This is a genomic window from Limimaricola hongkongensis DSM 17492 (assembly GCF_000600975.2).
Taxonomy (GTDB): Bacteria; Pseudomonadota; Alphaproteobacteria; order Rhodobacterales; family Rhodobacteraceae; genus Limimaricola; species Limimaricola hongkongensis.
The window spans coordinates 684,223-707,186 of the sequence record NZ_KK088653.1 but is presented as its reverse complement, the minus strand read 5'-3'; the positions used below and the strand labels follow the sequence as shown (position 1 = coordinate 707,186).

General features: G+C 68.6%; 23 protein-coding genes and 1 pseudogene. 7 read left to right on the top strand and 17 right to left on the bottom strand.

All coding sequences use genetic code 11. The features are described from left to right. Positions 1–43 precede the first annotated feature (43 nt). Genes modC through LOKHON_RS13810 form a run of 4 tightly spaced genes read right to left on the bottom strand, consistent with a single transcriptional unit; the run spans position 44 to position 3,728 of the window. Entirely contained in the window at positions 44–1,108 is a 1,065-nt protein-coding gene (gene modC, locus LOKHON_RS13825; RefSeq protein ID WP_017927271.1) for a molybdenum ABC transporter ATP-binding protein, read from the bottom strand. Then, the gene (gene modB, locus LOKHON_RS13820) at positions 1,105–1,797 is read right to left on the bottom strand and encodes a molybdate ABC transporter permease subunit (protein WP_017927270.1); all 693 of its coding nucleotides are present in this window, start codon (positions 1,795–1,797) and stop codon (positions 1,105–1,107) included. Before modB ends, modC begins: the two co-directional genes overlap by 4 nt. Continuing rightward, positions 1,794–2,543: a molybdate ABC transporter substrate-binding protein gene (modA, locus tag LOKHON_RS13815; protein ID WP_017927269.1), complete on the bottom strand. Its 750-nt coding sequence runs from the start codon at positions 2,541–2,543 to the stop codon at positions 1,794–1,796. The genes modB and modA overlap by 4 nt, the downstream gene beginning before the upstream one ends. Before the next feature lie 60 nt (positions 2,544–2,603). Continuing rightward, the gene (locus LOKHON_RS13810; RefSeq protein ID WP_017927268.1) at positions 2,604–3,728 is read right to left on the bottom strand and encodes an acetoin utilization protein AcuC; all 1,125 of its coding nucleotides are present in this window, start codon (positions 3,726–3,728) and stop codon (positions 2,604–2,606) included. Positions 3,729–3,871: 143 nt separating this feature from the next. On the opposite strand from LOKHON_RS13810, the gene LOKHON_RS13805 reads away from it, so the two are divergent. From LOKHON_RS13805 to arsH, 5 genes are all read left to right on the top strand, one after another. After that, positions 3,872–4,321 carry an NUDIX hydrolase gene (locus LOKHON_RS13805; RefSeq protein ID WP_017927267.1) on the top strand — a complete coding sequence of 150 codons (450 nt, stop codon included), beginning with the start codon at positions 3,872–3,874 and terminating at the stop codon, positions 4,319–4,321. A gap of 101 nt (positions 4,322–4,422) precedes the next feature. Beyond that, complete coding sequence (locus LOKHON_RS13800) at positions 4,423–4,845, top strand: DUF1178 family protein (RefSeq protein WP_017927266.1); 423 nt, start codon at positions 4,423–4,425, stop codon at positions 4,843–4,845. 70 nt (positions 4,846–4,915) lie between these two features. Beyond that, positions 4,916–6,154, top strand: coding sequence for an aspartate kinase (locus tag LOKHON_RS13795; protein ID WP_017927265.1), 1,239 nt, complete (start codon positions 4,916–4,918; stop codon positions 6,152–6,154). 41 nt (positions 6,155–6,195) lie between these two features. Next, positions 6,196–8,451 (top strand): phosphoenolpyruvate--protein phosphotransferase, encoded by a 2,256-nt coding sequence (locus LOKHON_RS13790; protein WP_017927264.1) that lies wholly within the window; start codon positions 6,196–6,198, stop codon positions 8,449–8,451. 64 nt (positions 8,452–8,515) lie between these two features. After that, positions 8,516–9,223: an arsenical resistance protein ArsH gene (gene arsH, locus LOKHON_RS13785; protein WP_017927263.1), complete on the top strand. Its 708-nt coding sequence runs from the start codon at positions 8,516–8,518 to the stop codon at positions 9,221–9,223. Here the strand turns inward: arsH and LOKHON_RS13780 are convergent. Beyond that, positions 9,220–10,041, bottom strand: coding sequence for an EcsC family protein (locus LOKHON_RS13780; RefSeq protein WP_245631465.1), 822 nt, complete (start codon positions 10,039–10,041; stop codon positions 9,220–9,222). The two genes, arsH and LOKHON_RS13780, sit on opposite strands and share 4 nt — an antisense overlap. Before the next feature lie 31 nt (positions 10,042–10,072). Continuing rightward, a complete protein-coding gene (locus LOKHON_RS13775; protein WP_017927261.1) occupies positions 10,073–10,582 on the bottom strand; it encodes a GNAT family N-acetyltransferase in 510 nt (169 codons plus the stop codon). Between the two features lie 138 nt (positions 10,583–10,720). Here LOKHON_RS13775 and LOKHON_RS13770 point away from each other — a divergent pair. Next, positions 10,721–11,327: pseudogene (locus tag LOKHON_RS13770) on the top strand (flavin reductase family protein). Positions 11,328–11,422: 95 nt separating this feature from the next. Here the strand turns inward: LOKHON_RS13770 and LOKHON_RS13765 are convergent. Beyond that, complete coding sequence (locus tag LOKHON_RS13765; protein WP_017927259.1) at positions 11,423–13,015, bottom strand: SulP family inorganic anion transporter; 1,593 nt, start codon at positions 13,013–13,015, stop codon at positions 11,423–11,425. Positions 13,016–13,211: 196 nt separating this feature from the next. Here LOKHON_RS13765 and LOKHON_RS13760 point away from each other — a divergent pair, with 196 nt between their 5' ends. Then, a complete protein-coding gene (locus LOKHON_RS13760; RefSeq protein WP_017927258.1) occupies positions 13,212–13,742 on the top strand; it encodes an adenine phosphoribosyltransferase in 531 nt (176 codons plus the stop codon). 90 nt (positions 13,743–13,832) lie between these two features. On the opposite strand, the gene LOKHON_RS13755 is transcribed toward LOKHON_RS13760, so the two are convergent. The 10 genes from LOKHON_RS13755 to coxB form a co-directional block, all read right to left on the bottom strand. Further along, the gene (locus LOKHON_RS13755; RefSeq protein ID WP_017927257.1) at positions 13,833–15,242 is read right to left on the bottom strand and encodes an FAD-binding oxidoreductase; all 1,410 of its coding nucleotides are present in this window, start codon (positions 15,240–15,242) and stop codon (positions 13,833–13,835) included. A gap of 25 nt (positions 15,243–15,267) precedes the next feature. Next, positions 15,268–15,852 (bottom strand): GNAT family N-acetyltransferase, encoded by a 585-nt coding sequence (locus tag LOKHON_RS13750; protein WP_017927256.1) that lies wholly within the window; start codon positions 15,850–15,852, stop codon positions 15,268–15,270. Then, positions 15,852–17,117, bottom strand: a complete 1,266-nt coding sequence (locus tag LOKHON_RS13745) for a M16 family metallopeptidase (protein WP_026147322.1) — start codon at positions 17,115–17,117, stop codon at positions 15,852–15,854. Before LOKHON_RS13745 ends, LOKHON_RS13750 begins: the two co-directional genes overlap by 1 nt. Further along, the gene (gene thrC / locus LOKHON_RS13740) at positions 17,114–18,502 is read right to left on the bottom strand and encodes a threonine synthase (protein ID WP_017927254.1); all 1,389 of its coding nucleotides are present in this window, start codon (positions 18,500–18,502) and stop codon (positions 17,114–17,116) included. The genes LOKHON_RS13745 and thrC overlap by 4 nt, the downstream gene beginning before the upstream one ends. A gap of 17 nt (positions 18,503–18,519) precedes the next feature. Further along, complete coding sequence (locus tag LOKHON_RS13735; protein ID WP_017927253.1) at positions 18,520–19,188, bottom strand: SURF1 family protein; 669 nt, start codon at positions 19,186–19,188, stop codon at positions 18,520–18,522. Between the two features lie 88 nt (positions 19,189–19,276). Then, positions 19,277–20,077, bottom strand: a complete 801-nt coding sequence (locus LOKHON_RS13730; RefSeq protein WP_017927252.1) for a cytochrome c oxidase subunit 3 — start codon at positions 20,075–20,077, stop codon at positions 19,277–19,279. A 25-nt stretch (positions 20,078–20,102) separates the two neighbouring features. Further along, entirely contained in the window at positions 20,103–20,720 is a 618-nt protein-coding gene (locus tag LOKHON_RS13725) for a cytochrome c oxidase assembly protein (protein ID WP_017927251.1), read from the bottom strand. Next, complete coding sequence (locus LOKHON_RS13720) at positions 20,717–20,923, bottom strand: hypothetical protein (protein ID WP_026147321.1); 207 nt, start codon at positions 20,921–20,923, stop codon at positions 20,717–20,719. The genes LOKHON_RS13725 and LOKHON_RS13720 overlap by 4 nt, the downstream gene beginning before the upstream one ends. A 6-nt stretch (positions 20,924–20,929) precedes the next feature. After that, a complete protein-coding gene (cyoE, locus tag LOKHON_RS13715; RefSeq protein ID WP_017927249.1) occupies positions 20,930–21,898 on the bottom strand; it encodes a heme o synthase in 969 nt (322 codons plus the stop codon). A 169-nt stretch (positions 21,899–22,067) separates the two neighbouring features. Beyond that, complete coding sequence (gene coxB / locus LOKHON_RS13710) at positions 22,068–22,925, bottom strand: cytochrome c oxidase subunit II (protein ID WP_051059620.1); 858 nt, start codon at positions 22,923–22,925, stop codon at positions 22,068–22,070. Between the last annotated feature and the right edge of the window lie 39 nt (positions 22,926–22,964).

Sequence of the window (22,964 nt, the reverse complement as noted above, 5' to 3'; positions counted from 1 at the left end):
GCGTATTTGAGGAATGACGAAAGGCGCGCTATGCGGCCTGCGCTCAAGTCGCGCCGCTCACGTCGTCGGGGGCCACGGCGCTGGCCTTGACGATGGCCCAGACCTGCTGGCCCGGCTCCAGCCGCAATGCCCGCGCCGAGCGACGGGTGACACGGGCAAGAAGCCGGTCGGCGCCGCAAAGCAGCCCCACCGCGACCCCTTCGGGGCCCTCGTCGATCGCCGTCACCTTGGCCGACAGGATGTTGAGCGCGCTCAGCCCCTGCGGCTTGTCGCGGCTCAGGATCACGTCCTGCGCCGAGATCCGCAGCCGCAGATGCGTGCCGATTCCGCCCAGCCGCCCCGGCAGAACGATCCGTCCGCCCGCGAGCGCAAGCTCGGTCAGCCCGTCGATCCGGTCGAGCCCGGCGATCCGCGCCCGCACCACCGCGCCCGCCTCCTGCGCGCCGATCATGCCCACCGCCGCCGGGTCCGACAGCACCTCGGCCACCGCGCCCGCGCGCTTCACGCCGCCCGCCTCCATCACGACGACCGTGGTGGCCAGACGCGCGACCTCCGAGGCGGCATGGCTGACATAGAGGATCGGCAGACCGGCCTCGTCGCGCAGCCGCTCCAGCCAGGGCAGGATCTCGGATTTGCGCTCGGCGTCGAGCGCCGAAAGCGGCTCGTCCATCAACAGGATGCGCGGGTCCGACATCAGCGCCCGCCCGATCGCCACGCGCTGCCGCTCACCGCCCGACAGCGCGGCGGGGCGCCGGTCGAGCAGGCCGTCGAGCCCCAGCAGATCGATCACCCGGTCGCGGTCGTGCCGGCCGCCATAGGCAAGGTTCTTCGCGACGTTCATATGCGGAAACAGCCGCGCATCCTGAAACACATAGCCGACGCGGCGGCGATGCACGGGTACGTCGATCCGCGCTGAACTATCGAACAGCACCGCGCCGTCGATCTCGATCCGCCCCGCATCGGGACGCATCAGCCCGGCTACGGCGTTGATCAGGCTGGTCTTGCCCGAACCCGATTTGCCGAACAGCGCGGTGACGCCCGGCGGCGCCTCGAACGCCGCGTCGAGATCGAAGGCGCCGAGCCGCTTTTTCGCCGCGACCGCGATCATGCCGCGACCCGTCTTGCGATGCGGCGCGACAGCCATTCCGAAACCAGAAGCGCCCCCATGGCCAGCACCACCGAGACCGCCACCAGCCGCAGCGCCGCGCCCTCGCCGCCCGGCATCTGCAGGAAGGCATAGATCGCGGTCGGCACGGTGCGGGTTTCACCGGGGATGTTCGACACGAAGGTGATCGTCGCGCCAAACTCTCCCATCGCCTTGGCGAAGGCGAGGATCGCACCCGCGACCACCCCCGGCAGCGCCAGCGGCAACGTCACCGTGGCGAACACCCGCAACCGCGACGCCCCCAGCGTCGCCGCCGCCTGTTCCAAGGCGGGCGGCACCGCCTCGAACGCAAGCCGCATGGGGCGCACCATCAGCGGAAACGCCATGATCGCCGCCGCCAGTGCCGCCCCGGTCCAGCGAAAGGCAAACGAGATGCCCAGTGGTTCGAGAACCGAGCCGAGCGGACCCTGCCGCGAGAACGCGACGAGCAGCAGGTAGCCCGTGACCACCGGCGGCAGGATCAGCGGCAGGTGCACCAGCCCGTTGAGCAACTGCCGCCCCGGAAACCGCCCCTTGGCCAGCGCCAGCGCGCACAGAAGGCCCAGCGGCAGGCTCGCGGCGACGGCTGTCGCCGACACCTTGAGCGACAGCCGCACCGCCTGCCATTCCTCGGGACCGAGCCAGTCGATCATCGCGACACCTCGAACCCGGCCTCGGCGAAGATCGCCGTCGCCTCGGGGCCCGACAGGAAGTCGAGGAAATCCACCGCGCCCTCGCTCGCCCCGTCGATCAGCGCCGCCGGGTAGCGGATCGGCGCGTGGCTGTTTTTCGGAAACGTCCCGATGACACCGACGCGCGGCTCCTCGGCGGCGTCGGTCGCATAGCCTATGCCAAGGGGCGCGGCCCCGCTGGCCACGAGCGCCAGCGCCGCGCGCACGTTCTCGGCCTGCGCGACATGCGGTGCGACAGCGTCCCACAGCCCCAGATGCCGCAGCGCCGCGCGGCCATACTGGCCCGCGGGCACCGCATCGACCAGCGCCATCGCGAGGCGCCCCGAGCCCAGCATCGCCCCCAAGTCGAGATCAGGGCCGATCTCGACCGGCGCGGCCTGCGCATCGGCGGCGATGAGCACCAGCGTGTTGCCCAACAGGTCGCGGCGGCTCTCGTCCACGAGCAACCCCTCCTCGGCCACGGCGTCCATCCAGTCCGGGTTCGCCGAGATGAACAGCTCCGCCGGAGCCCCCGCCGCGATCTGCCGCGCCAGCGCCGAGCTTCCGGCATAGGAGACCGTCACCGCCTCGCCGCCCTGCGCTTCCCATGCGGCGACGACGCGGTCGAGCGGGCCGCCCAAGCTGGCCGCCGCAAAGGTCAGGATGTCGGCCCGCGCCGCGCCGGGCAGCGCCAGCGCCAGCGCCGCGAGAAGGGGTTTCACGTGCATCGGTCACCTCGTTTCACGCGCCCCTGTCGCATCCCCCGGCCCTGCCCCGCAAGACCGCCCCTATACCCAGGCGAGCAGCCGTGACTCCAGCGCCGCGACCCGGTCGCGCAGCGGCTGCGGGATCTCGCCGGGGCGCGGAAGATCGATCAGCGTCGTGAGCCATGCCTCGGGCGGTGTCGCGACCCGTTTTTGCCCCCGCCAGACCAGCGCCCGCAACACCGCCTGCGCGGCGGCGGGCAACCGTTCGGGGATCTCGCGCTCCGACAGCACGGCCCATGCGGCGGTCCAGAGCCGCCCGACGCTCCACGGGTTGTAGCCGCCGCCGCCCATCAGCAGGAAGCGCGGCGCCAGCGGCAGCAGCGCTCGCAATACAGCCAGATGCGCATGCCCCGACATCGCCAGCCGCGACTGCGGGTCTTCGAGCAGCGCGTCGGCCCCGCATTGCAGCACGATCGCATCGGGCCGAAAGGCCGCGACGGCGGGAACGATCACCCGGTCGCGCGCCAGCGCCATCGCGTCGTCCGCCGCGCCCGAGGGGATCGGCAGGTTGAACACCTGCCCCGCGCCTTCATCCGTCACCGCGCCGGTGCGCGGCCAGCGGTTCTCTTCATGGGTGGAAACGAGCAGCGTGTCGGGGTCCTTGGCAAAGCCCGCCTCGACGCCGTCGCAATGATGCGCGTCGATATCGACATAGGCGACACGCCGCGCGCCATGCGCCTTGAGCGACAGGATCGCGAAGACCGGGTCGTTGAGATAGCAAAACCCGTTCGCCCGGTCCGGCAGGCCGTGATGCGTGCCGCCCCCCGGCAGGTGCAGCCGCCCGCCCGCGCGCAGCAGCTCCCCCGCCAGCAGCGCACCACCGACCCCCGTGGCCGGGCGGCGGTACATTTCGGGAAAGACCGGGTTCGCCGGGCTGCCGAGATGATGCCGCGCGCGGGTCCGCGCATCGACCGCCTGCGTCTCCTCCGCCGCCAGCAGGGCCGAGACGTAGTCCGGCGTGTGAAAGGCGTGCAGAGCCGCCGGGCGCGCGCGAGGACTGCGGATGTAGATCTCCGGCGGCAGCCAGCCCAGCGCCCGGCCTAGATCCATGACGGTCGAGACCCGCGGCACCCGCAGCGGGTGCCAATCGCCATAGCTCGACCCGCGATAGATCTCCGATCCGATGAAACGCGCCGATGCGGCCATGCCTCTCCCGTCGTGCCGCGCGCGCCTCCGGGTGGGCGCGGCCCCTTTGCACCATGGCGCAGATAGCACGCGCGACGATCTTGCAAGCCCCGGCCCGCTCGTGAAACCTGCCGCGACGTCGCGTGCCCTTTTTCGGAGACCTCATGATCCAGCTTCCGCTCCGCATCGCCAAGCAGCACCAGCGCCTCGGGCGCACGCAGTTCGCGGCGCTGCCGTGGCGCGATGCCGCGGACGGAATCGAGATCTGCCTTGTCACCAGCCGCGGACGGGGCCGCTGGATCTTGCCCAAGGGCTGGCCGATGGATCGCACCACGCCCGCCGAGGCCGCCGCCATCGAGGCGCGCGAGGAGGCCGGCCTGCTGGGCCAGCCCGAGGATCGCTGCCTTGGCATCTGGACCTACACGAAATCCGGCATTCCGCATTTCGCGATGGTCTTTCCGCTGCAGGTCACGCGGACGCTCGACGACTGGCCCGAACGCGCGGAGCGGCGGCGCAAATGGTTCACCCCCGCCCGCGCCGCGGCCAAGCTCGACGCGCCGGAGCTGCGGCAGATGGTGCTCGGTTTGGTTTCCGGCATGGCAGCGCCCGGCTGAGGCAGCTTTGCCCGCCTTCCGCGCGCTCGTGAAGCGCCGTGCTTTGCACAGCCACGCCCGAACGCCTATCTGAAGCCTATCCGCCACCGGGACATGCGCCGATGATCCGTTACGACCTCACCTGCAAGAACGGCCACGCCTTCGACAGCTGGTTCGCCTCCGCCAACGCTTATGACGCGCTGGAGCGCGCGGGGCAGCTTTCCTGCGCGGTCTGCGGCGATAGCCGCGTGAGCAAGGCGCTGATGGCCCCTTCGGTGAGCGAAAGCGGCCGATCCGCGAGGCGCGGGCTTTCCGAGCCGGGCAACCCGCTCGAAAAGGCGATGGCCGAGCTGCGCCGCAAGGTGGAGGCGAGCTCCGACTATGTCGGCGATGCCTTCGCGCGCGAGGCCCGTGACATGCACGAGGGCAAGAGCCCCGAACGCGCGATCCACGGCGAGGCCCGCCCCGAGGAGGCGCGTCGGTTGATCGAGGACGGCATCTCCGTGGCGCCCCTGCCCTTCGCGCCGAAGCGCCGGACCAACTAGCCCGCCATCGCGCATTGCCCTCGCGTTGCCCCGCCGCTATGCAGGCGCCGGAATCTGCGCGGGGAGAGACATGTCGGTCCTGGTGATGAAATTCGGCGGCACCTCCGTCGCCACGCTCGACCGGATCCACCGGGCCGCGAAACGCGTGGCCGTCGAGGTGGCCAAGGGGCACGAGGTGATCGTGATCGTCTCGGCGATGGCGGGCAAGACCAACGAGCTGGTCGGCTGGGTGAACGAGACCTCGCCGATGTACGACGCACGCGAATACGACGCCGTCACCTCCTCGGGCGAGAACGTGACCGCCGGGCTGATGGCGCTGCGGTTGCAGGAAATGGATGTTCCGGCGCGCAGCTGGCAGGGCTGGCAGGTGCCGGTGCAGACAACGAGCGCCCATGGCGCCGCGCGGATCGAGGACATCCCGCCCGCCAATATCCGCGCCAAGTTCGCCGAAGGCATGAAGGTCGCGGTGATCGCGGGATTTCAGGGCGTGAGCCCTGAAGGCCGGATCACCACGCTGGGGCGCGGCGGGTCGGACACGACCGCCGTGGCCTTCGCCGCCGCCTTCGAGGCCGAGCGCTGTGACATCTACACCGACGTGGACGGGATCTACACCACCGACCCGCGGATCTGCGAAAAGGCGCGCAAGCTCGACCGGATCGCCTTTGAGGAAATGCTGGAGCTGGCCTCGCTCGGGGCCAAGGTGCTGCAGACCCGCTCGGTCGAGCTGGCGATGCGCTACAAGGTGAAGCTGCGCGTGCTGTCGAGCTTCGAGGAACAGTCCGACGAGGCCGGAACGCTCGTCTGCGACGAGGAGGAAATCATGGAAAGCAACGTGGTCGCCGGTGTCGCCTATTCGCGCGACGAGGCCAAGATGACGCTCATCTCCGTGGCCGACCGGCCCGGCATCGCCTCGGCGATCTTCGGCGCGCTCGCCGATGCGGGCGTGAACGTGGACATGATCGTCCAGAACATCTCCGAAGAAGGTCGCACCGACATGACCTTCTCCTGCCCCAACGACCAGGTGATGCGCGCCGAAAAGGCGGTCGAGGCGGCGCGCGAGCGCGGCGACATCCGCTTCAACGATCTCGTCACCGACACCGGCGTCGCCAAGGTGTCGGTCGTCGGCATCGGCATGCGCAGCCATACCGGCGTCGCCGCCGACATGTTCAAGGCGCTCGCCGCCGAGGGGATCAACATCAAGGTCATCACCACCTCCGAGATCAAGATTTCCGTTCTGATCGACCGGAAATACATGGAACTCGCGGTGCAGGCCCTGCATGATGCCTTCGGGCTGGACAAGGCCGCCTGACCGGGACCACTCCCCCCGGGCATGGCGGTGAGAGGGCGGCGATGGTCGATCGACTGGTAGAAACCGAAAGCCGCAAGCTCCTTGGTCGGCTTTCGGCCGTGATGGCCGAAGGCGGGGCGGGCCAGGCGCGGCTCGATCGCATCGTCGGGCTGATCGCCTCGTCGATGAAGACGGAGGTCTGCTCGATCTACCTGTTTCGCGACGCCGAAACGCTGGAGCTGTGCGCCACCGAAGGGCTGATGGCCGAATCCGTGCACCAGACGCGGATGCGGCTGGGCGAAGGCCTGGTGGGCCGCACCGCCCGCACGCGGCAGGTGGTCAACACCGCCGACGCGCCCTCTGAACACGGCTTTCGCTACATGCCCGAAACCGGCGAGGAGCGGTATTCGAGCTTTTGCGGCGTGCCGATCCAGCGACTGGGCGAACCCTTGGGCGTGCTTGTCGTCCAATCCAAGAACGCCCGTGAATTCACCCCCGACGAGATCTACGCGCTGGAGGTGGTCGCCATGGTACTGGCCGAGATGACCGAGCTTGGCGCCTTCGTCGACACCGGCGCCGCGCTCTCGGCGCGCCACCAGCAGGCGGTGCTGTTTCGCGGCACCTCCGGGCAGGAGGGCGCGGCCGAGGGGCGCGTCTGGCTGCACGAGCCGCGCGTCGTCGTCACGAACCCGATCGCCGAGGACCCGGCCGCCGAGCTGGCGCGGCTGCGCGACGCGGTGGACGAGCTGCGGGTGACGGTGGACGAAATGCTGTCGGGCGCCACCAAGACCAATCCCGACCAGGTGCAGATCCTGGAAACCTATCGCATGTTCGCCAATTCGCGCAGCTGGATGCGGCGCATGGAGGAGGACATCGAAAGCGGCCTTTCGGCCGAGGCCGCGGTCGAAAAGGAACAGTCGCTCGCACGCTCGCGGATGAACCGGTCGGGCGATCACTACATGCGCGAACGGCTGTCGGATCTCGACGATCTGTCGAACCGGCTCTTGCGCATTCTCACCGGACAGGGCCGCGACACCGGCGCCGAGATGCCCGACGACCCGGTGCTGGTGGCGCGCAATATCGGCCCCGGCGAGCTTCTGGAATACGGCAAGAAGCTCAAGGGCATCGTGCTGGAGGATGGCTCGGTCGGCTCCCACGCCGCGATCGTGGCGCGGGCCTGGGCGATCCCGCTGGTGATCCATGCCAAGAACGTCACGCAAGAGGCGCTGAACGGCGACGTGATCCTCGTCGACGGCGATCAGGGTGTCGCGCATCTGCGCCCCGAGGAAACCATCAAGACCGCCTTTCGCGACAAGATCGCGATGCAGGCACGGGCGCTCGAACGCTATGCCTCGATCCGCGACCTGAAGGCCACGGCGCTGTGCGGCACCACCGTGTCGCTGCACATGAACGCGGGCCTGATGGCCGACCTGCCCTCGCTCAAGGGATCGGGCGCCGAGGGCGTGGGGCTGTTTCGCACCGAGCTGCAATTCCTGATCCGCAACAAGATGCCTAAGCGGGCCGAGCTGTCGGCGCTCTATGCGCGGGTCATGGATTCGGCCAACGGCAAGCGCGTCGCCTTTCGCACGCTCGACATCGGCTCGGACAAGGTGCTGAGCTACATGAAGCCCAATGACGAGCCGAACCCGGCGATGGGCTGGCGCGCGATCCGGGTCGGGCTCGACAAGCCGGGCGTGCTCAGGATGCAGCTTCAGGCGTTGATCCGCGCGGCCAATGGCCGCCCGCTCGCGGTGATGTTTCCCTTCATCGCGCTGCCGGCGGAGTTCTACGCCGCGCGCGAGGAGTTCGAAAAGGCGATGGAGCGCGAGCGCATCCTCGGCCACCCGCTGCCCGAAAGCGTCGAAGTCGGCGCGATGCTGGAGACACCCAGCCTCGCCTATGCGCCCGAAAGCTTCTTTCGCGATGTCGATTTCCTGTCGGTGGGCGGCAATGATCTCAAGCAGTTCTTCTTTGCCGCCGACCGAGAAAACGAACGGGTGCGCCGCCGCTACGACACGCTCGATGTGAGCTTTCTCGGCTTTCTCGACCACATCCTCGGCCGCGCCAAGGCGGCCGGCACGCCGATCTCGTTTTGCGGCGAGGATGCCGGGCGGCCGATGGAGGCGCTGTGTCTCGCGGCGCTTGGATTTCCGATGCTGTCAATGCGCCCCGCCTCGGTCGGCCCGGTCAAGCACCTGATCCGGCACTGCAACCTCAAGGCGCTGCGCGAAGTGATCGACGAGGCGCGCGGCAGCGAAAACGCCTCGGTCCGGCCCGCCGTGACCCGCTGGCTGACCTCGCAGGGCTGGCTGATGTAGGGCTTGATCCAGCAGCTCATTTCCATATATCCAGAATATTGGAAATGAAACGCCGGAGTTCCTCATGCCCGATCTGCCACAACTCGACACCGCCCTCTTGGCGCCGATCGATCCCGCGCTTTACGCCGCACCCGGCGATCCGGGTCATGCGCCGCGCATCCTCATCCTGTATGGCAGCCTGCGGGAACGCTCCTTTTCGCGCTTCGTGGCCGAGGAGGCGGCGCGGCTGCTCGAACATCTGGGTGCCGAGGTGCGGATCTTCGACCCCGCCGGCCTTCCCCTTCCAGATGGCGCGCCCGCCGATCACCCTAAGGTGGCCGAGCTGCGCGGTCTGGCTGAATGGTCCGAGGGCATGGTCTGGTCGAGCCCCGAGCGGCACGGCGCGATGACCGGCATCCTCAAGGCGCAGATCGACTGGATTCCGCTTTCCGTGGGCAGCGTGCGCCCCACGCAGGGCAAGACGCTCGCCCTGTGTCAGGTCTGCGGCGGCTCGCAGAGCTTCAACGCGCTCAACCAGATGCGGGTGCTGGGGCGTTGGATGCGGATGGTGACGATCCCGAACCAGTCCTCGGTCGCCAAGGCATGGGACGAATTCGACGAGGCCGGGCGCATGAAGCCTTCGCCCTATTACAACCGCATCGTCGACGTGATGGAGGAGCTGGTGAAGTTCACGCTGATGACGCGCGGTCGGCCCACCCTCACCGATCGCTACTCCGAGCGGCTGGAAAGCCCAGAGGCCCTGTCCAAGCGGGTCAATACCGCGAAGATCTAGCCCCGGCGCGTCGGCATGCGGTGGCGTTCGAGTGCTGCGTGGAACGCGTCGAGCACCTGTTCCTCGCCATGCAGCCGCGCCAGCCGCCGCAGGCCGAAATGCACGTGCGCCACTTCGACATAATAGTCGATGAAGGCATAATTCGTGCCCGCCCCGGCGGCGGCGCCGAGGATCGGCACCGCCTGCCCGGCGAGCTTCTGGCCCAGCACGGTGGCAAAGCGCGGCGCGATCCGCGCGATCAGCCGGTTCACCGCCACGCCCGACAGCCCCAGCCGCGCCCCCAGAAAGGCGGTGTCGATCCCATCATCGCCCGCCCCCGGCCCGCCCGCGCCAAAGACGCGCAGGCATTCGGTGCGGGTTTCCGCACTGGCGGGATCCTCGCCATTGGCCTCGGCCACGCGCTGCACGGCGCGAAAGATCATCGTCGTGGCGACCGGCAGTTCCGCCAGCGCGGTGGTCAGACCGCCCAGCCCGCCCAGCGCCCCCGACAGCGTCGCCATGACGCGCGCGGCGCCGTCGGTGCCCAGAGCGGCCTCCAGCGCCGCCGTCCCGGAGGTGCCGCCGCCCCGCGTGCGCGCGGCGAGATCATAGCTGCGCGCCAGCGCGGCCCGGGCTGCCGTTTCGATCCGGGCGCGGGCAGGCTTCGGCAACAACCGCATGCCATCCTCGACCCGGTCGCCCGCGAGATTGACGATCCGCATCAGCCCCCGGCCCGCGCGCGCCTGCCGTGCAGCCAGCCCCGAAATCTCGGCCCGGACGCTGTCGTCGAAGGGCTGTGGCGGCGGGTCGGGATTGATTTCGCGCATGCGGGGGCTCATGCGCCGATACTTGGGATGACCGGGCCGATTTTCAATCCGTCATCGTGCGGCCGTCATCTGCCGCGCGCGCGATTTCGCCGCGCAGCCCGTCCCATGCACCGGGGACAAGCGCGATGCCCAGCACCCGTTCGGGGTTGGTCGGCGGTGGCATGATCACGCCATCGAGCCGCGCAAAACCGAAGCGGGAGTAATAGGGCGCATCGCCCACCAGCATCATGCGCGGATGCCCGGCGGCGCGGGCACGCGCAATCACCTCGAAGATCAGCAATCCGCCCAGCCCCTCGCCCTGCCGGGTCGGGTGGACGGCGACGGGCCCGAGCAAAAGCGCGCCATGGCGGCCGAGACGCACCGGCCATGTCCGGATCGCGCCCGCCACCTCTCCGGCGCGGCCCCGCGCGATCAGGCACAGACCGGCCTGCGGCGCCACGCCGTCGCGCAGCCTGTAGGAGGACAGCGCCTCGCGCCCCGGCGCGAAACACAGGTCATACAGCGCCTCGACCTCGTGGTAATCCCCGGCCCCCTCTTGCGCGATCTCCGCCATCCGTCTCCCCCGCCCTCGGCGGCGATGCGCGCCGCGCGCGCGCCCTAGCATGGCACGGGGGCGGTGCAAACTGCTCGCACCGCTGGACCGGGGCTCGCCGCACCGCTACCTCTTGGCGCGACAGGAAAGGAATTCGCGATGTTCTACCGCCCCGAGGACGGCCACGGTCTGCCGCACAACCCGTTCAACGCCATCGTCACGCCCCGCCCCATCGCCTGGGTGTCGACGCGCGGCCCGGACGGGAGCGAGAACCTCGCGCCCTACTCGTTCTTCAATGCCGTGGCCTATGTGCCGCCGCAGGTGATGTTCGCCTCGACCTCGGCCAAGGGCGACCGGCCCTGGTCCAAGGACACCATGTTCAACATCCGCGAAACCGGGCAGTTCTGCGTCAACATCGTCGAATACGCGATGCGCGACGCGATGAACGCGACCTCTGGCCCCTGGCCCAAGGAGGATGACGAATTCGCCCTCGCGGGCATCGAACGCGCGGAATGCGACACCATCGCCTGCTCGCGCGTGGCGAACGCCCCCCGCCTCGCTCGAATGCCGCCTCGTCAAGATCGTCGCGCTGGAAGGCGCGCATAACTTCATGGCCATCGGCGAGGTGACGGGCGTGCACATGCGCGACGACTGCATCCGCGACGGCCGCTTCGACGTGACCGCCTTTCAGCCGCTTTCGCGGCTGGGCTATCGCGACTATGCCCGCGTGACCGAGCTGTTCAGCCTGGATCGCCCCGGCTCATGACGGCCAAAGGGCGGCCCATTCGGACCGCCCCTTGGCAACTTTGTTCCGAAAATACGCAAGGCCCGACGTCCGGGCCCTGCGCCGCGCCGGGCCTTTTAGTGCCCGCCGCCCAGCGCGCCGGGCTGCACGTCGTAATCCACCGCGACGCCATAGGCCGGATCGTCATCGCTTTCGACCACGAGCTGGCCCGAGCGGCGCAGCAATGCGTGGCAGTCGGGCGACAGGTGCCGCAGCACCAGTCGCTTGCCCGCCTTGGTATAGCGGTCGGCCATCGTCTCGATCGCGGCCAGCGCCGACTGGTCCGCCACGCGGCTGTGCTCGAAATCGACGACGACATGCTCGGGGTCGGTTTCCACCTGGAACAGCTCGGCAAAGCCGTCGGCAGAGCCGAAGAACAGCGGCCCCTGCACCTTGTACACCTTGGCCCCGTCCTCGGTGCGGAAGGTGCGCGCGCCGATCCGGGTGGCGTTCTGCCACGCATAGGCCAGCGCCGAGACGATCACGCCCGCGACCACGGCGGTGGCGAGGTCGGTCAGCACGGTGATCACCGTCACCAGCACGATCACCACGCTGTCGACCCGCGGCACGCGGCGCATCACGCGGAAGGTGTTCCACGCGAAGGTGCCGATGACGACCATGAACATCACGCCGACAAGGGCTGCGAGCGGGATCTGCTCGATCACCGGCGCGGCGAAGAGGATGAAGCACAGAAGGAAGATCGCGGCCGAGGCGGCGGCAAGGCGCGTGCGCCCGCCCGAGGAGACGTTGATCATCGACTGGCCGATCATCGCGCAGCCGCCCATGCCGCCGAAGAAACCGGTGACGACGTTGGCGATGCCCTGGGCCACGCATTCCTGGCTCGCGCCGCCGCGCTTGCCGGTGATCTCGCTCACGAGGTTGAGCGTCAGCAGGCTTTCGATCAGGCCGATCGCGGCGAGGATCAGCGCATAGGGCAGGATGATGCCCAGCGTCTCGAAGTTCAGCGGCACCAGCGGCACGGAGAATTCGGGCAGCCCGCCCGAGATCTGCGCCAGATCGCCCACGCGCGGCACCGGCAGGCCGAGACCGATGACGATCGCGGCGACGATGCCGATGGCCGCAAGCGGCGCAGGGATCGCGCGGGTCAGGCGCGGCATGATCCAGATGATGAACATGGTGAGCGCCACGAGCCCCAGCATCAGCACCAGCGGAAAGCCCGACAGGAAACCGCCCGAGGCGGGATCGTGGAACTGTTCGAGCTGCGACAGGCCGATGACGATGGCCAACCCGTTGACGAAGCCGAGCATCACCGGGTGCGGCACGAGGCGCATGAACTTGCCGAGCTTGAAGATGCCCGCCGCGACCTGAAGGATGCCCATCAGAACCACGGTGGCAAAGAGATACTCCACCCCGTGCTCGGCCACGAGGCTGACCATGACGACCGCGAGCGCTCCGGTGGCGCCGGAGATCATCCCCGGGCGGCCGCCGATCAGCGCCGTGATCAACCCGACGAGAAACGCCGCGTAGAGGCCCACCAGCGGGTTCACCCCGGCGACGAAGGCAAAGGCCACCGCCTCGGGCACCAGCGCCAGCGCCACGGTCAGCCCCGACAGGATCTCGGTCTTGTAGTCGGCGGGGGAGCTTGGCAGGGCGGGGGCGTTTTCCGAGGAAACGGCATTGGCCACCACGGCCAGGGGAGATCGGCTCATCGGCTCACTTTCGCTTGCTGGTCATTCGGGCTGCGGGGCGGGCATATCCCACACCGCGCCACGACGGAACCCGCAAACGCGCCGTTTCCCCGAATCGGGCTTCGCAACGCGGCCCGCGCGCTTTATGAACGCGCCGCCCCCATCCGGGGGCCGAAATCCGAAGCGGGCCCCGCCCGCCCCCCAGACAGGAGCCGTCATGGCCCATGTGACCGACTACATCCGCACCATCCCCGATTTTCCGCATGAAGGCATCATGTTCCGGGACGTGACGACGCTGTTCGCCGATCGCGACGGGCTGCGGCTCGCCATCGAGGGGCTGGTCGAGGCCTGCGAGGGGCTGCAGATCGACACGGTCGCGGGACTGGAGGCGCGCGGCTTCATCCTCGGCGGCGCGCTGGCCGACCGGCTGGGCACCGGCTTCGTGCCGATCCGCAAGAAGGGCAAGCTGCCGGGCCGCACCATCAGCCAGAGCTACAAGCTCGAATATGGCGAGGCCGAGGTCGAGCTGCATGACGACGCGCTGCATCAGGGCCAGAAGGTGCTTCTGGTCGACGACCTGCTGGCCACGGGCGGCACCGCCGAAGCCGGGATCAAGCTGATCGAGCGGCTGGGCGCCGAGGTGGTGGCCTGCGCCTTCGTCATCGATCTCAAGGATCTCGGCGGTCGCGAGCTGCTCGAAGGGCTCGGGCACCGGGTCGAGGCGCTCTGCGCCTATGAGGGCGACTGAAGCCAGCGTCGGAATTTGCGTATTTGAGGAATGGTGAAAGGGGCGCGCGCGGCTTGACCTTCACCATTCCGAAAATACGCAGATCCGGCATCAACCGCGCAGAACGGCGCCGGGGTTGAGGATGCCGTTCGGGTCGAGCGCCGTCTTGATGGCCCGCATCATGGCGAGCTTCACCGGATCGCCATAGCGCTCCAGATCCCCGACCTTGAGCCGCCCGATCCCGTGTTCGGCGCTGACCGACCCGCCGAAGGCATGGGCGAGATCGTGGACCAGTTCCTTCACCTTCGGGCGGATCTTCTCGAAGTCGTTCCGGTCCCGGCCCTTGGGCGGAAAGACGTTGTAGTGCAGATTGCCGTCGCCGAGATGGCCAAAGCAGTTGATCCGCACGTCGCCAAGCGCCCGCAGCGCCGGGCCGCCCTGATCGATGAAATCGGGCAGCGCCGAGAGCGGCACCGAGATGTCGTGCGACGAGATCGAGCCGATCCGGCGATTGGCCTCGGGGATCGTCTCGCGGATCGCCCAGAGCGCCTCGGACTGCGCCTCGGACGAGGCGATGACGCCGTCTTGGCTGATACCCGCCTCAACCGCCGCCTCGAAGATCGCGGCGAGACTGTCCTCGGGGGCGAGCCCCTCGGGCAGGCCCAGCTCCACCAGCACCATCCATTCGGGTACAGGGTCGAGCGGCACCCGCGCGTCGAGCCCGGCTTCGATCAGGAACTCCGGCCCCTGCCGGTGCATCAGCTCGAAGGCGGTGACGTTGTCGCCGACCCGGTCGCGCGCCAGCGCCAGCAGATCGAGCGCGGCGCGCGGCGAGGCCACTTGAAACAGCGCCGTGCCGGAGGCCGCCGGAACCGGCGCCAGCTTCAGCGCGGCGGCGGTGATGATGCCGAGGCTGCCCTCGGCGCCGATCATCAGGTCGCGCAGATCGTAGCCGGTGTTGTCCTTGTAAAGCCGCGTCAGCCCGTGCCAGATCTCGCCCTGCGCCGTCACCACCTCCAGCCCGAGGCATTGCGCGCGCGCATTGCCATAGCGCAGCACGTTGAGCCCGCCGGCGTTGGTCGCGAGCAGCCCGCCGATCCGGGCCGAGCCTTCGGAGGCGAGCGACAACGGGAACAGCCGCCCCGCCTCGCGCGCCGCCGCCTGCACGTCCGACAGGATCGCGCCCCCTTCGGCCACGAGCACGTTCTCGGAAGCGTAGACTTCGCGGATCGCATCCATCCGCGCCAGAGACAGGATCACCGGCGCCGCGCCTTCCTGCATCACCTGCCCGCCCACCAGACCGGTGCCGCCGCCATGCGGCACCACGCCGATGCGCGCCGCGTGGCAGGCCTGCATGATCGTGGCGACCTCCTGCGTGCTGCCCGGCGCGAGCAAGAGCCCCGCGCCGCGATAGCGCCCGCGCGGCTCCTCCAGATGCTCGGGCCCCGCCGTGCGGAAGACCGCGTCGGGCAGCCGGTCGCGCAGGGTGTCGAGAAACGCGGGCGTGGCGGGATTCAGCATGGCGGTCTCCTTGGGGCGTCTCGGGTCAGCCGGTCTCGGTGCGGCCGCGCCTGTCGGCGCGCAGATTGGCGTAGAGCACGTGATTGCGCCAGCGCCCGTCGATCTGAAGATAGCTCTGGGCCACGCCCTCATACTTGTAGCCGCAGCTTTCCAGAAGCCGCCGGGACGGCGTGTTCTCGGGCAGGCAGCCCGCCTCGATCCGGCTGAGATCCATCGCCGTGAAGGCGTGATGCACCACCGCCTGCACCGCTTCGCGCATGTAGCCCTCGCGCGCGAAGGGCGCGCCGATCCAGTAGCCGGTGGTGCCCGCTTGCGCCGGGCCGCGGCGGATGTTGTCGAGCGTGATCGCCCCGAGCAGCATGTCGTCGGCGCGCCGGATGAGGAACAGCGGCAGCGCCGTGTTCTGGCTGATCGAACGCTGGGCCCAGTAGACGCGGTTGGTAAAGGCGCGCCGGGTCAGGTGATCGGCGGCCCATGTCGGCTCCCACCGGGTGAGAAAGGCCGCCGAATCCTCGCGCAGCGCCGCCCAGGCCCGGAAATCGCCATGCGCGGGCGGGCGCAGCGTCAGCCGCTCGGTCTCGATCTGGACCCGCCGACGCTGGCCGAGCATCAGGCGGCGAGCCTTTCCTTCAGCTCCGACAGATGCGGGGCCTTTTCGGCAGGGCCATAAAGCGCCAGCGCGCTGCCCGCGCCGCCCGCCGCATGGGCGGCGAAGTCGCGCACCGCCTCGACGGTGACGGCGTCGATCTTCTCGACCGCCTCCTCGACGCCGGGCACCCGGCCCCAGATCGCCAGCATCCGGGCCAGCCGCTCGGCCCGGTTCGACGGGCTTTCGAGCCCCATCAGCATCCCGGCCTTCATCTGGGCGCGGGCGCGGGCCACCTCGGCCTCTGACATGTCCTCGGCGGCGCGCTTCATCTCGTCCATGGTGATCCGCGCCAGATCACCGATCTCCTCGGCCGATGTGCCCGCATAGATCGTGGTCATGCCGGTGTCCTCATAGGCCCCGGCCTGCGCGAAGATGGTGTAGCACAGGCCGCGATCCTCGCGGACCTTCTGGAACAGCCGCGACGACATGCCGCCGCCCAAGGCGGTCGCATAGATCTGCGCGGTATAGATCGCCGGGTCGCGGTAATCCGGCCCTTCGAGCGCCATCGCGAAATGCACCTGCTCCAGCGGCTTGATGACGCGGCGTTCGCCGCCCATGAACCTAGCTGCGGGCTGGATCGGCGCGGTGACGCGCGGCGCCAGACCGCCAAACAGCTTTTCGGCGGCGGCAACGATCTCGTCATGGTCGACATCGCCCGCCGCCGACAGGATCAGCTGGCCGGGCCCGTAATGCGACCGGGTGAAATCCTGAAGATCGGCGCGGCTGAACTGCGACACCCGCTCGGCCGGGCCGAGGATGGTGCGGCCCAGCGGCTGATCGGGATAGGCCTCTTCCTGGAGCCAGTCGAAGATGATGTCGTCGGGCGTGTCGAGCGCCTGGCCGATCTCCTGCAGGATCACGCCGCGTTCGACCTCGATCTCGTCTTCGGAAAAGACCGGGTTCAGAAGGATGTCCGAGATCACGTCGAGCGCCAGCGGCACGTCCTGCCCCAGCACGCGGGCGTAATAGGCCGTCATCTCGCGCGAGGTATAGGCGTTGATGTAGCCGCCCACATCCTCGATCGCCTCGGCGATGGCGAGCGCGGAGCGCGTCTTCGTGCCCTTGAACGCCATGTGTTCGAGGAAATGCGCGATGCCGTTCTGGTCCGCGGTCTCGTGGCGGCCACCGGCCAGCACCCAGATGCCGATCGAGGCCGATTGCAGCCCCGGCATCCGCTCGGTGGCGATGCGGAAACCGTTGGACAGGGTGTGAAGCCTTACACTCACCGCGCGATTTTCTCCCGAATGACGGATTGCAGGGCGGCGAGATCGTTTTCCACGCGCGTCACCCGCTCGGGCCGGTCATACAGCCCCGCCATGCGGGTTGGAAGGGGCGGACGGATCGTCGTGGCGGCCTCGACCGCGTCGGGGAACTTCGCGGGATGCGCGGTGGCGAGCGTCACCATCGGGTTCGCGCCCATATGGGCTTCGGCGACATGCACGCCGACCGCCGAATGCGGGCACAAAAGCTCGCCGGTCTGCGCATGGATGCGGCGGATCGTCTCGCGGGTCTCCTCCTCGGAGGCGCGGCCCGAAGCAAAGCCGTCGCGCAGCCGCCCGATGGCGCCTTGGCTCACCGCGAAACCGCCCTTTGTCTTCAGCTCGTCCATCAGCTGGGCGACCGCCGCGCCGTCGCGGCCGTAAGCATCCCACAGCGCGCGCTCGAAATTCGACGAGACCTGGATGTCCATCGACGGGCTGATGGTCGGCGTGACGCCGGACTTGCGGTGCTCGCCGCTTTCGATGGTGCGGTGCAGGATGTCGTTGCGGTTGGTGGCGATCACCAGCCGACCGATCGAGAGCCCCATGCGGCGCGCGATGTCGCCCGCGTAGATGTCGCCGAAATTGCCGGTGGGAACGGTGAAGTCCACCTCGCGATGCGGCGCGCCGAGGCTGGTGGCGGCGGTGAAGTAATAGACCACCTGCGCCAGCACCCGACCCCAGTTGATCGAGTTCACGCCCGCGAGCCGCACCTCGTCGCGAAAGGCGAAATCGTTGAACATGTCCTTGAGCGCGGCCTGGCAATCGTCGAAATCGCCGGTCACCGCGAGCGTGTGGACGTTGTCCTCGGACGGGGTCGTCATCTGGCGGCGCTGCACCTCGGAGATCCGCTCATGCGGATAGAGGATCACCACGTCGACATTGGCGAGCCCCCGGAACGCCTCGATCGCCGCCGAACCGGTGTCGCCGGAGGTCGCGCCGACGATGGTGATCCGCTCGCCCGAGCGTTCGAGCGAGGCCTGGAACAGCTGGCCGATCAGCTGCATGGCGAAATCCTTGAAGGCCAGCGTCGGCCCGTGGAACAGCTCCAGCAGGTGATGGTTCGGGCCGAGTTGCTTGAGCGGCGCGCGGGCGGGATGCGCGAAGCTGGCATAGGCCTTGGCGATAAGGTCGCGGAATTCGGCTTCGGAGAAGGCATCGCCGATGAAGGGGCGCATGACGCGGAAGGCCACCTCCTCATAGGGCTGGCCCGCCATCGCCGCGATCTGGCCGCGGTCGAACATCGGCACCGTCTCGGGGACGTAAAGCCCGCCATCGCGGGCGAGACCGGTCAGCATGGCCTCCTCGAAGGAGAGGCTCGGAGCCTGGCCGCGGGTCGAGACGTAGCGCATGGGTCTGTCCTTCGAATTCAGGATGCGGCGCGGCGGCCGCGCCACAAAAAGATGCCGGTCATCACCGCCCAGACGGCGGCCAGCGAGAACCAGGTGATCGCGTAACCGAGGTGGTCGTTCGGCACGGCGTCGCTGTCAAGCGGCATGGGCCATGTGCCCAGCTCCGGCGTGACCCGCCGTGCCACGATCAGCAGCGGCTTGGTGCCCAGCGCCGCGGCCATCGGGCCGACATCGCGGGCGTACCAGATATTGTCGGCGGTGTCCGGCGCGGGCGTCCAGTCATCCACCTCCTGCGGCCAGTGCAGGTTGCCGGTGACCATCACGTCGAGCGCGGCGCGGCCCCGCGCCTTGGCCGCCAGCGGCACGAAGCCCAGGTCGACCATGACCCGGCGCCCGCCGGTGTCGAGCACGCCGATCACCCTGTAGCCGGGTCCGTCGGCGGCGGAGAGCACGTGGATCTCGTCGCCGGTCAGGCGGCCTTCGGCGATCACGGGCAAATAGCGCTGCGCCTGCGGATCGGCGGTGCCCAGCCCCGACAGCGGCACCGGGGCGGCAAGGATGCGCGCGTCGAGATCGGCGAGGATCGCGCTTTTCCACGACAGGCGCTGCACCTGCCAGACCCCGAGACCGATCAGGATCGCGCAGCCCAGAAGGCCCATGAACAAGGGAAGGATGGTGCGGCGCATCGTGTCTCCGGAAACGAGACGGACGCGCGAGAGGGCCCGCGCGTCCGTGTTCGGTGGGCTGTGTGGATGGGGCGTCCGCCCCGCCCGGTCAGCTGCCCCAGACGTAGATCGAGAAGAACAGGAACAGCCAGACCACGTCGACGAAGTGCCAGTACCAGGCCGCCGCCTCGAAGCCGACATGCTTCTCGGGGGTGAAGTCGCCGCGCTGCAGGCGGATCAGGCAGACCGCGAGGAAGATCGTGCCGATGATCACATGCGCGCCGTGAAAGCCCGTCGACATGAAGAACACGCCGCCATAGACGTTGCCGCCGAAGGTGAAGGGCGCTTCCCAGTATTCCAGGGCCTGGAAACCGGTGAAGATCACGCCGAGACAGATCGCCAGCAGCAGGCCGTTGCGCATGTCCTTGCGGTTGTTCTCGTGCACCAGCGCGTGGTGCGCCCAAGTGGCGGCGGCGCCCGAGCACAGCAGGATCAGCGTGTTGATCAGCGGCAGGTGCCACGGGTCGAAGGTGGTGATGCCCTCGGGCGGCCAGACGCCGTCGACCATCGGGCTTTGCGGCCCCATGGGATAGAGCGCGTTCTTGAAGAAGGCCCAGAACCACGCCACGAAGAACATGACCTCGGACATGATGAACATGATGAAGCCATAGCGCAGGCCGATCCGCACCACCGGGGTGTGATCGCCCACCCGGCTTTCGCCCACCACGTCGGCCCACCAGCCATACATGGTGTAAAGCACGGCCGCGAGGCCGATCAGGAACAGCCAGGGCCCCGAGCCATGCATCCAGACGACCGCGCCGAACAGCATGGCGAAGGCGCCAACAGAGGAAATGAACGGCCAGATGGACGGGGCCAGAATGTGATAATCGTGGTTCTTCTCATGCGCCATTGCGTCGGTCCCTCGGGCCTTTCGTTCAGTTCGTTTCTATCGCCTGACCGGCGGGTGGTGTCAAAGACTCGTTGCCCGGCGCCAGAGCGGCGGTCTGCGTGTCCTCGGGGAGGTCGATCTCGTAGAAGGTATAGCTCAGCGTGATCTCGTGCACATACTTGGCCTCGCGATCCTCGACGATCTCGGGATCGACGAAGAAGCTGACCGGCATCATCACCGTCTCGCCGGGCTGCAGCACCTGCTCGGTGAAGCAGAAGCATTCGATCTTCTCGAAATAGCCGCCCGCCGCATAGGGGGCGACGTTGTAGGCCGCCTGCCCCGCCACCGGACGGTCGGTCGGGTTGTGCGCCTCGTAGAAGGCCAGCCCGGTCTCGCCGATGCGGATTTCCATCTCGCGCTCGACCGGCTTGAACTCCCACGGCATGTCGCGTTCGAGCGAGGCGTCGAAGCGCACGGTGATGGTCTGGTCGAGCACCGTGTCCGACCCGGCCTCGGCCACGGAGGTGGCGCCGCCGAACCCGGTGACGCGGCAGAACCAGTCGTAGAACGGCACCGACGCCCAGGCCAGTCCGCCCATCACCAGCACCACGCCCACGGTCTGAAGCGCGGTGCGACGGATGTTTCTGTCCCGTTCAGCGCTCATTGCCCGGCCTCCTTGGCTTGCGGCACCAGCTGCGGCCGCGCGACATGGTCGAACCTCTCCAGCTCGACGATGCTGCCAAGGCTCAGCGTCTTGACCACGGTCAGGCCGAAGATCAGCCCGACAAAGGCCACCAGCAGCAGGCCGACACCGAGATTGCGGCCGCGGCGCCGGTGGTGCAGTTCATGTTCGACACGCATGGACATGTCTCCTTATGCCCCGAACAGGCCCGACAGGATCTGCCAGGAGCCGCCCCAGGGACGCAGCGCCGCTTCGATCAGGAGCGCGCCGAAATGCAGGAAAAGATAACCGAGCGAGATCTTGAAGACCTTCTTCTCGGCGGCGTAGCCATCGGCCTCGGCCTGTTCCTCGCTCCGCCGGAACAGCTGCCATGCGCCCGCGAGGAATTGCAGGTTCAGCACCGCCGCGATGGCGAGATAGACCGGCCCGCCGATCGAGGTGAAGCCGAGGCCCAGCGCCACGGGCACCAGCAGCACGGTATAGGCGAGGATGTGGCGGCGGGTGGAGCGGCGGCCATGCGTTTCGGTCAGCATCGGCACGCCCGCATCGCCGTAATCCGTCTTCACGAACAGCGCCAGCGCCCAGAAATGCGGCGGCGTCCACATGAAGGTCAGCGCGAACATCAGCACGCTCTCGATCGCGATGTCGCCGGTCGCGGCGGCCCAGCCGATCATCGGGGGAAAGGCACCCGCGGCGCCGCCGATGACGATGTTCTGCGGCGTCGAGCGCTTGAGCCACATCGTGTAGATCACGGCGTAGAAGAAAATGGTGAAGGCCAAAAGCCCCGCCGCCAGCGGCCCGGCGGCCAGAAACAGCACCGCGACCGAAAAGCCCGACAGCGCGAGCCCCAGCGCCAGCGCGTCGCCAGGGCTTGTCTTGCCCGACGGGATCGGACGCGACTTGGTGCGGCGCATGATCGCGTCGATATCGGCGTCCCACCACATGTTGAGCGCCCCGGACGCCCCGCCACCCACCGCGATGCACAGGATCGCGACGAAGCCGAGAAAGGGGTGCACCGGCACCGGCGCCACCACGAGGCCCACCAGCGCGGTGAACACCACGAGCGACATCACGCGCGGCTTGAGAAGCGCGAAGTAATCGCCAAAGGACGCTTCGGGGGCGCCGGGACGGCTCAGATTGGTCATGCTGGCATCGGTCATGCGGGCTCCGGTCCGGCGGTCTGTCTCCGCCGTCGCTGGTGGCGCGGTGGCGGGGCCCTGCCCCGCCGGCGCGGCCGGGCGGTCCCGGCCGGTCGTCATGTCGGCTGGCGGCTGGGCCGCCCCGTCGGGCGGGCGCTCATGCGCCCGGCCCCGTCATTGCGCTTCCGGCTCAGGCCGGGAACTCTTCCTTGGCGCCCGCGAGCCACTGCTCATAGGCCTCGGGGCTCACCACTTTGACGGTGATCGGCATGTAGGCGTGGTCCTTGCCGCACAGCTCCGAGCACTGGCCGAAATAGACGCCTTCCTGCTCGGCCTCGAACCACAGCTGGGCAATCCGGCCCGGCACCGCGTCCTGCTTCACGCCGAAGGCCGGGATGGTCCAGGAATGGATCACGTCAGCGCCGGTGACATCCATCACCACGGTCGCGCCCACGGGCACCACCACGGCGGTGTCGGTCGCCAGCTTGAACTCGTCGGCACCGTAGCCGGCCTCGTTCAGCTCGGCCAGGATCTCCTCGTTGAGGTTGCCCATGCCGGCGCCGATCATGAAGCTTTCGAAGGCCACCTCTTCATCGGGGTACTCGTAGCCCCAGTACCACTGGTAGCCGGTGACCTTGATGTGCACGTCGCCCTCGGGGATCTCCTGCTGGTCGAACAGCACCGGCAGGGAGAAGGCGCCGATGAAGATCAGGATCACGATCGGCACCACGGTCCATGCGATCTCGAGCGGCGAGTTGTGGGTGAACACCGCCGGCTTCGGGTTCGCGCGCTTGTTGTAGCGCAGGATCACGAAGGCCAGCAGGCCGGTGACGAAAAGCGTGATGGCGGTGATGATGACGAGCAGCATCCCGTCGAGCCAGTGGATGTCGCGCGCCAGCTTGGTCGCGGCGGGCTGCCAGCCCACGGCCCCGTCCACCGGTGTGCCGATGATCGGCAGCTCGGCGATCGTCTCCTGTGCCGAGACCGCGCCCGCCGTCAGGGTGGCGGCGATGGTCCCGAGCATGGCGAGGGGCTTTGTGAGGTGCATGTCTCTACCTTGCGTGTGTGGCGTAAGTCGGCGCCCCGA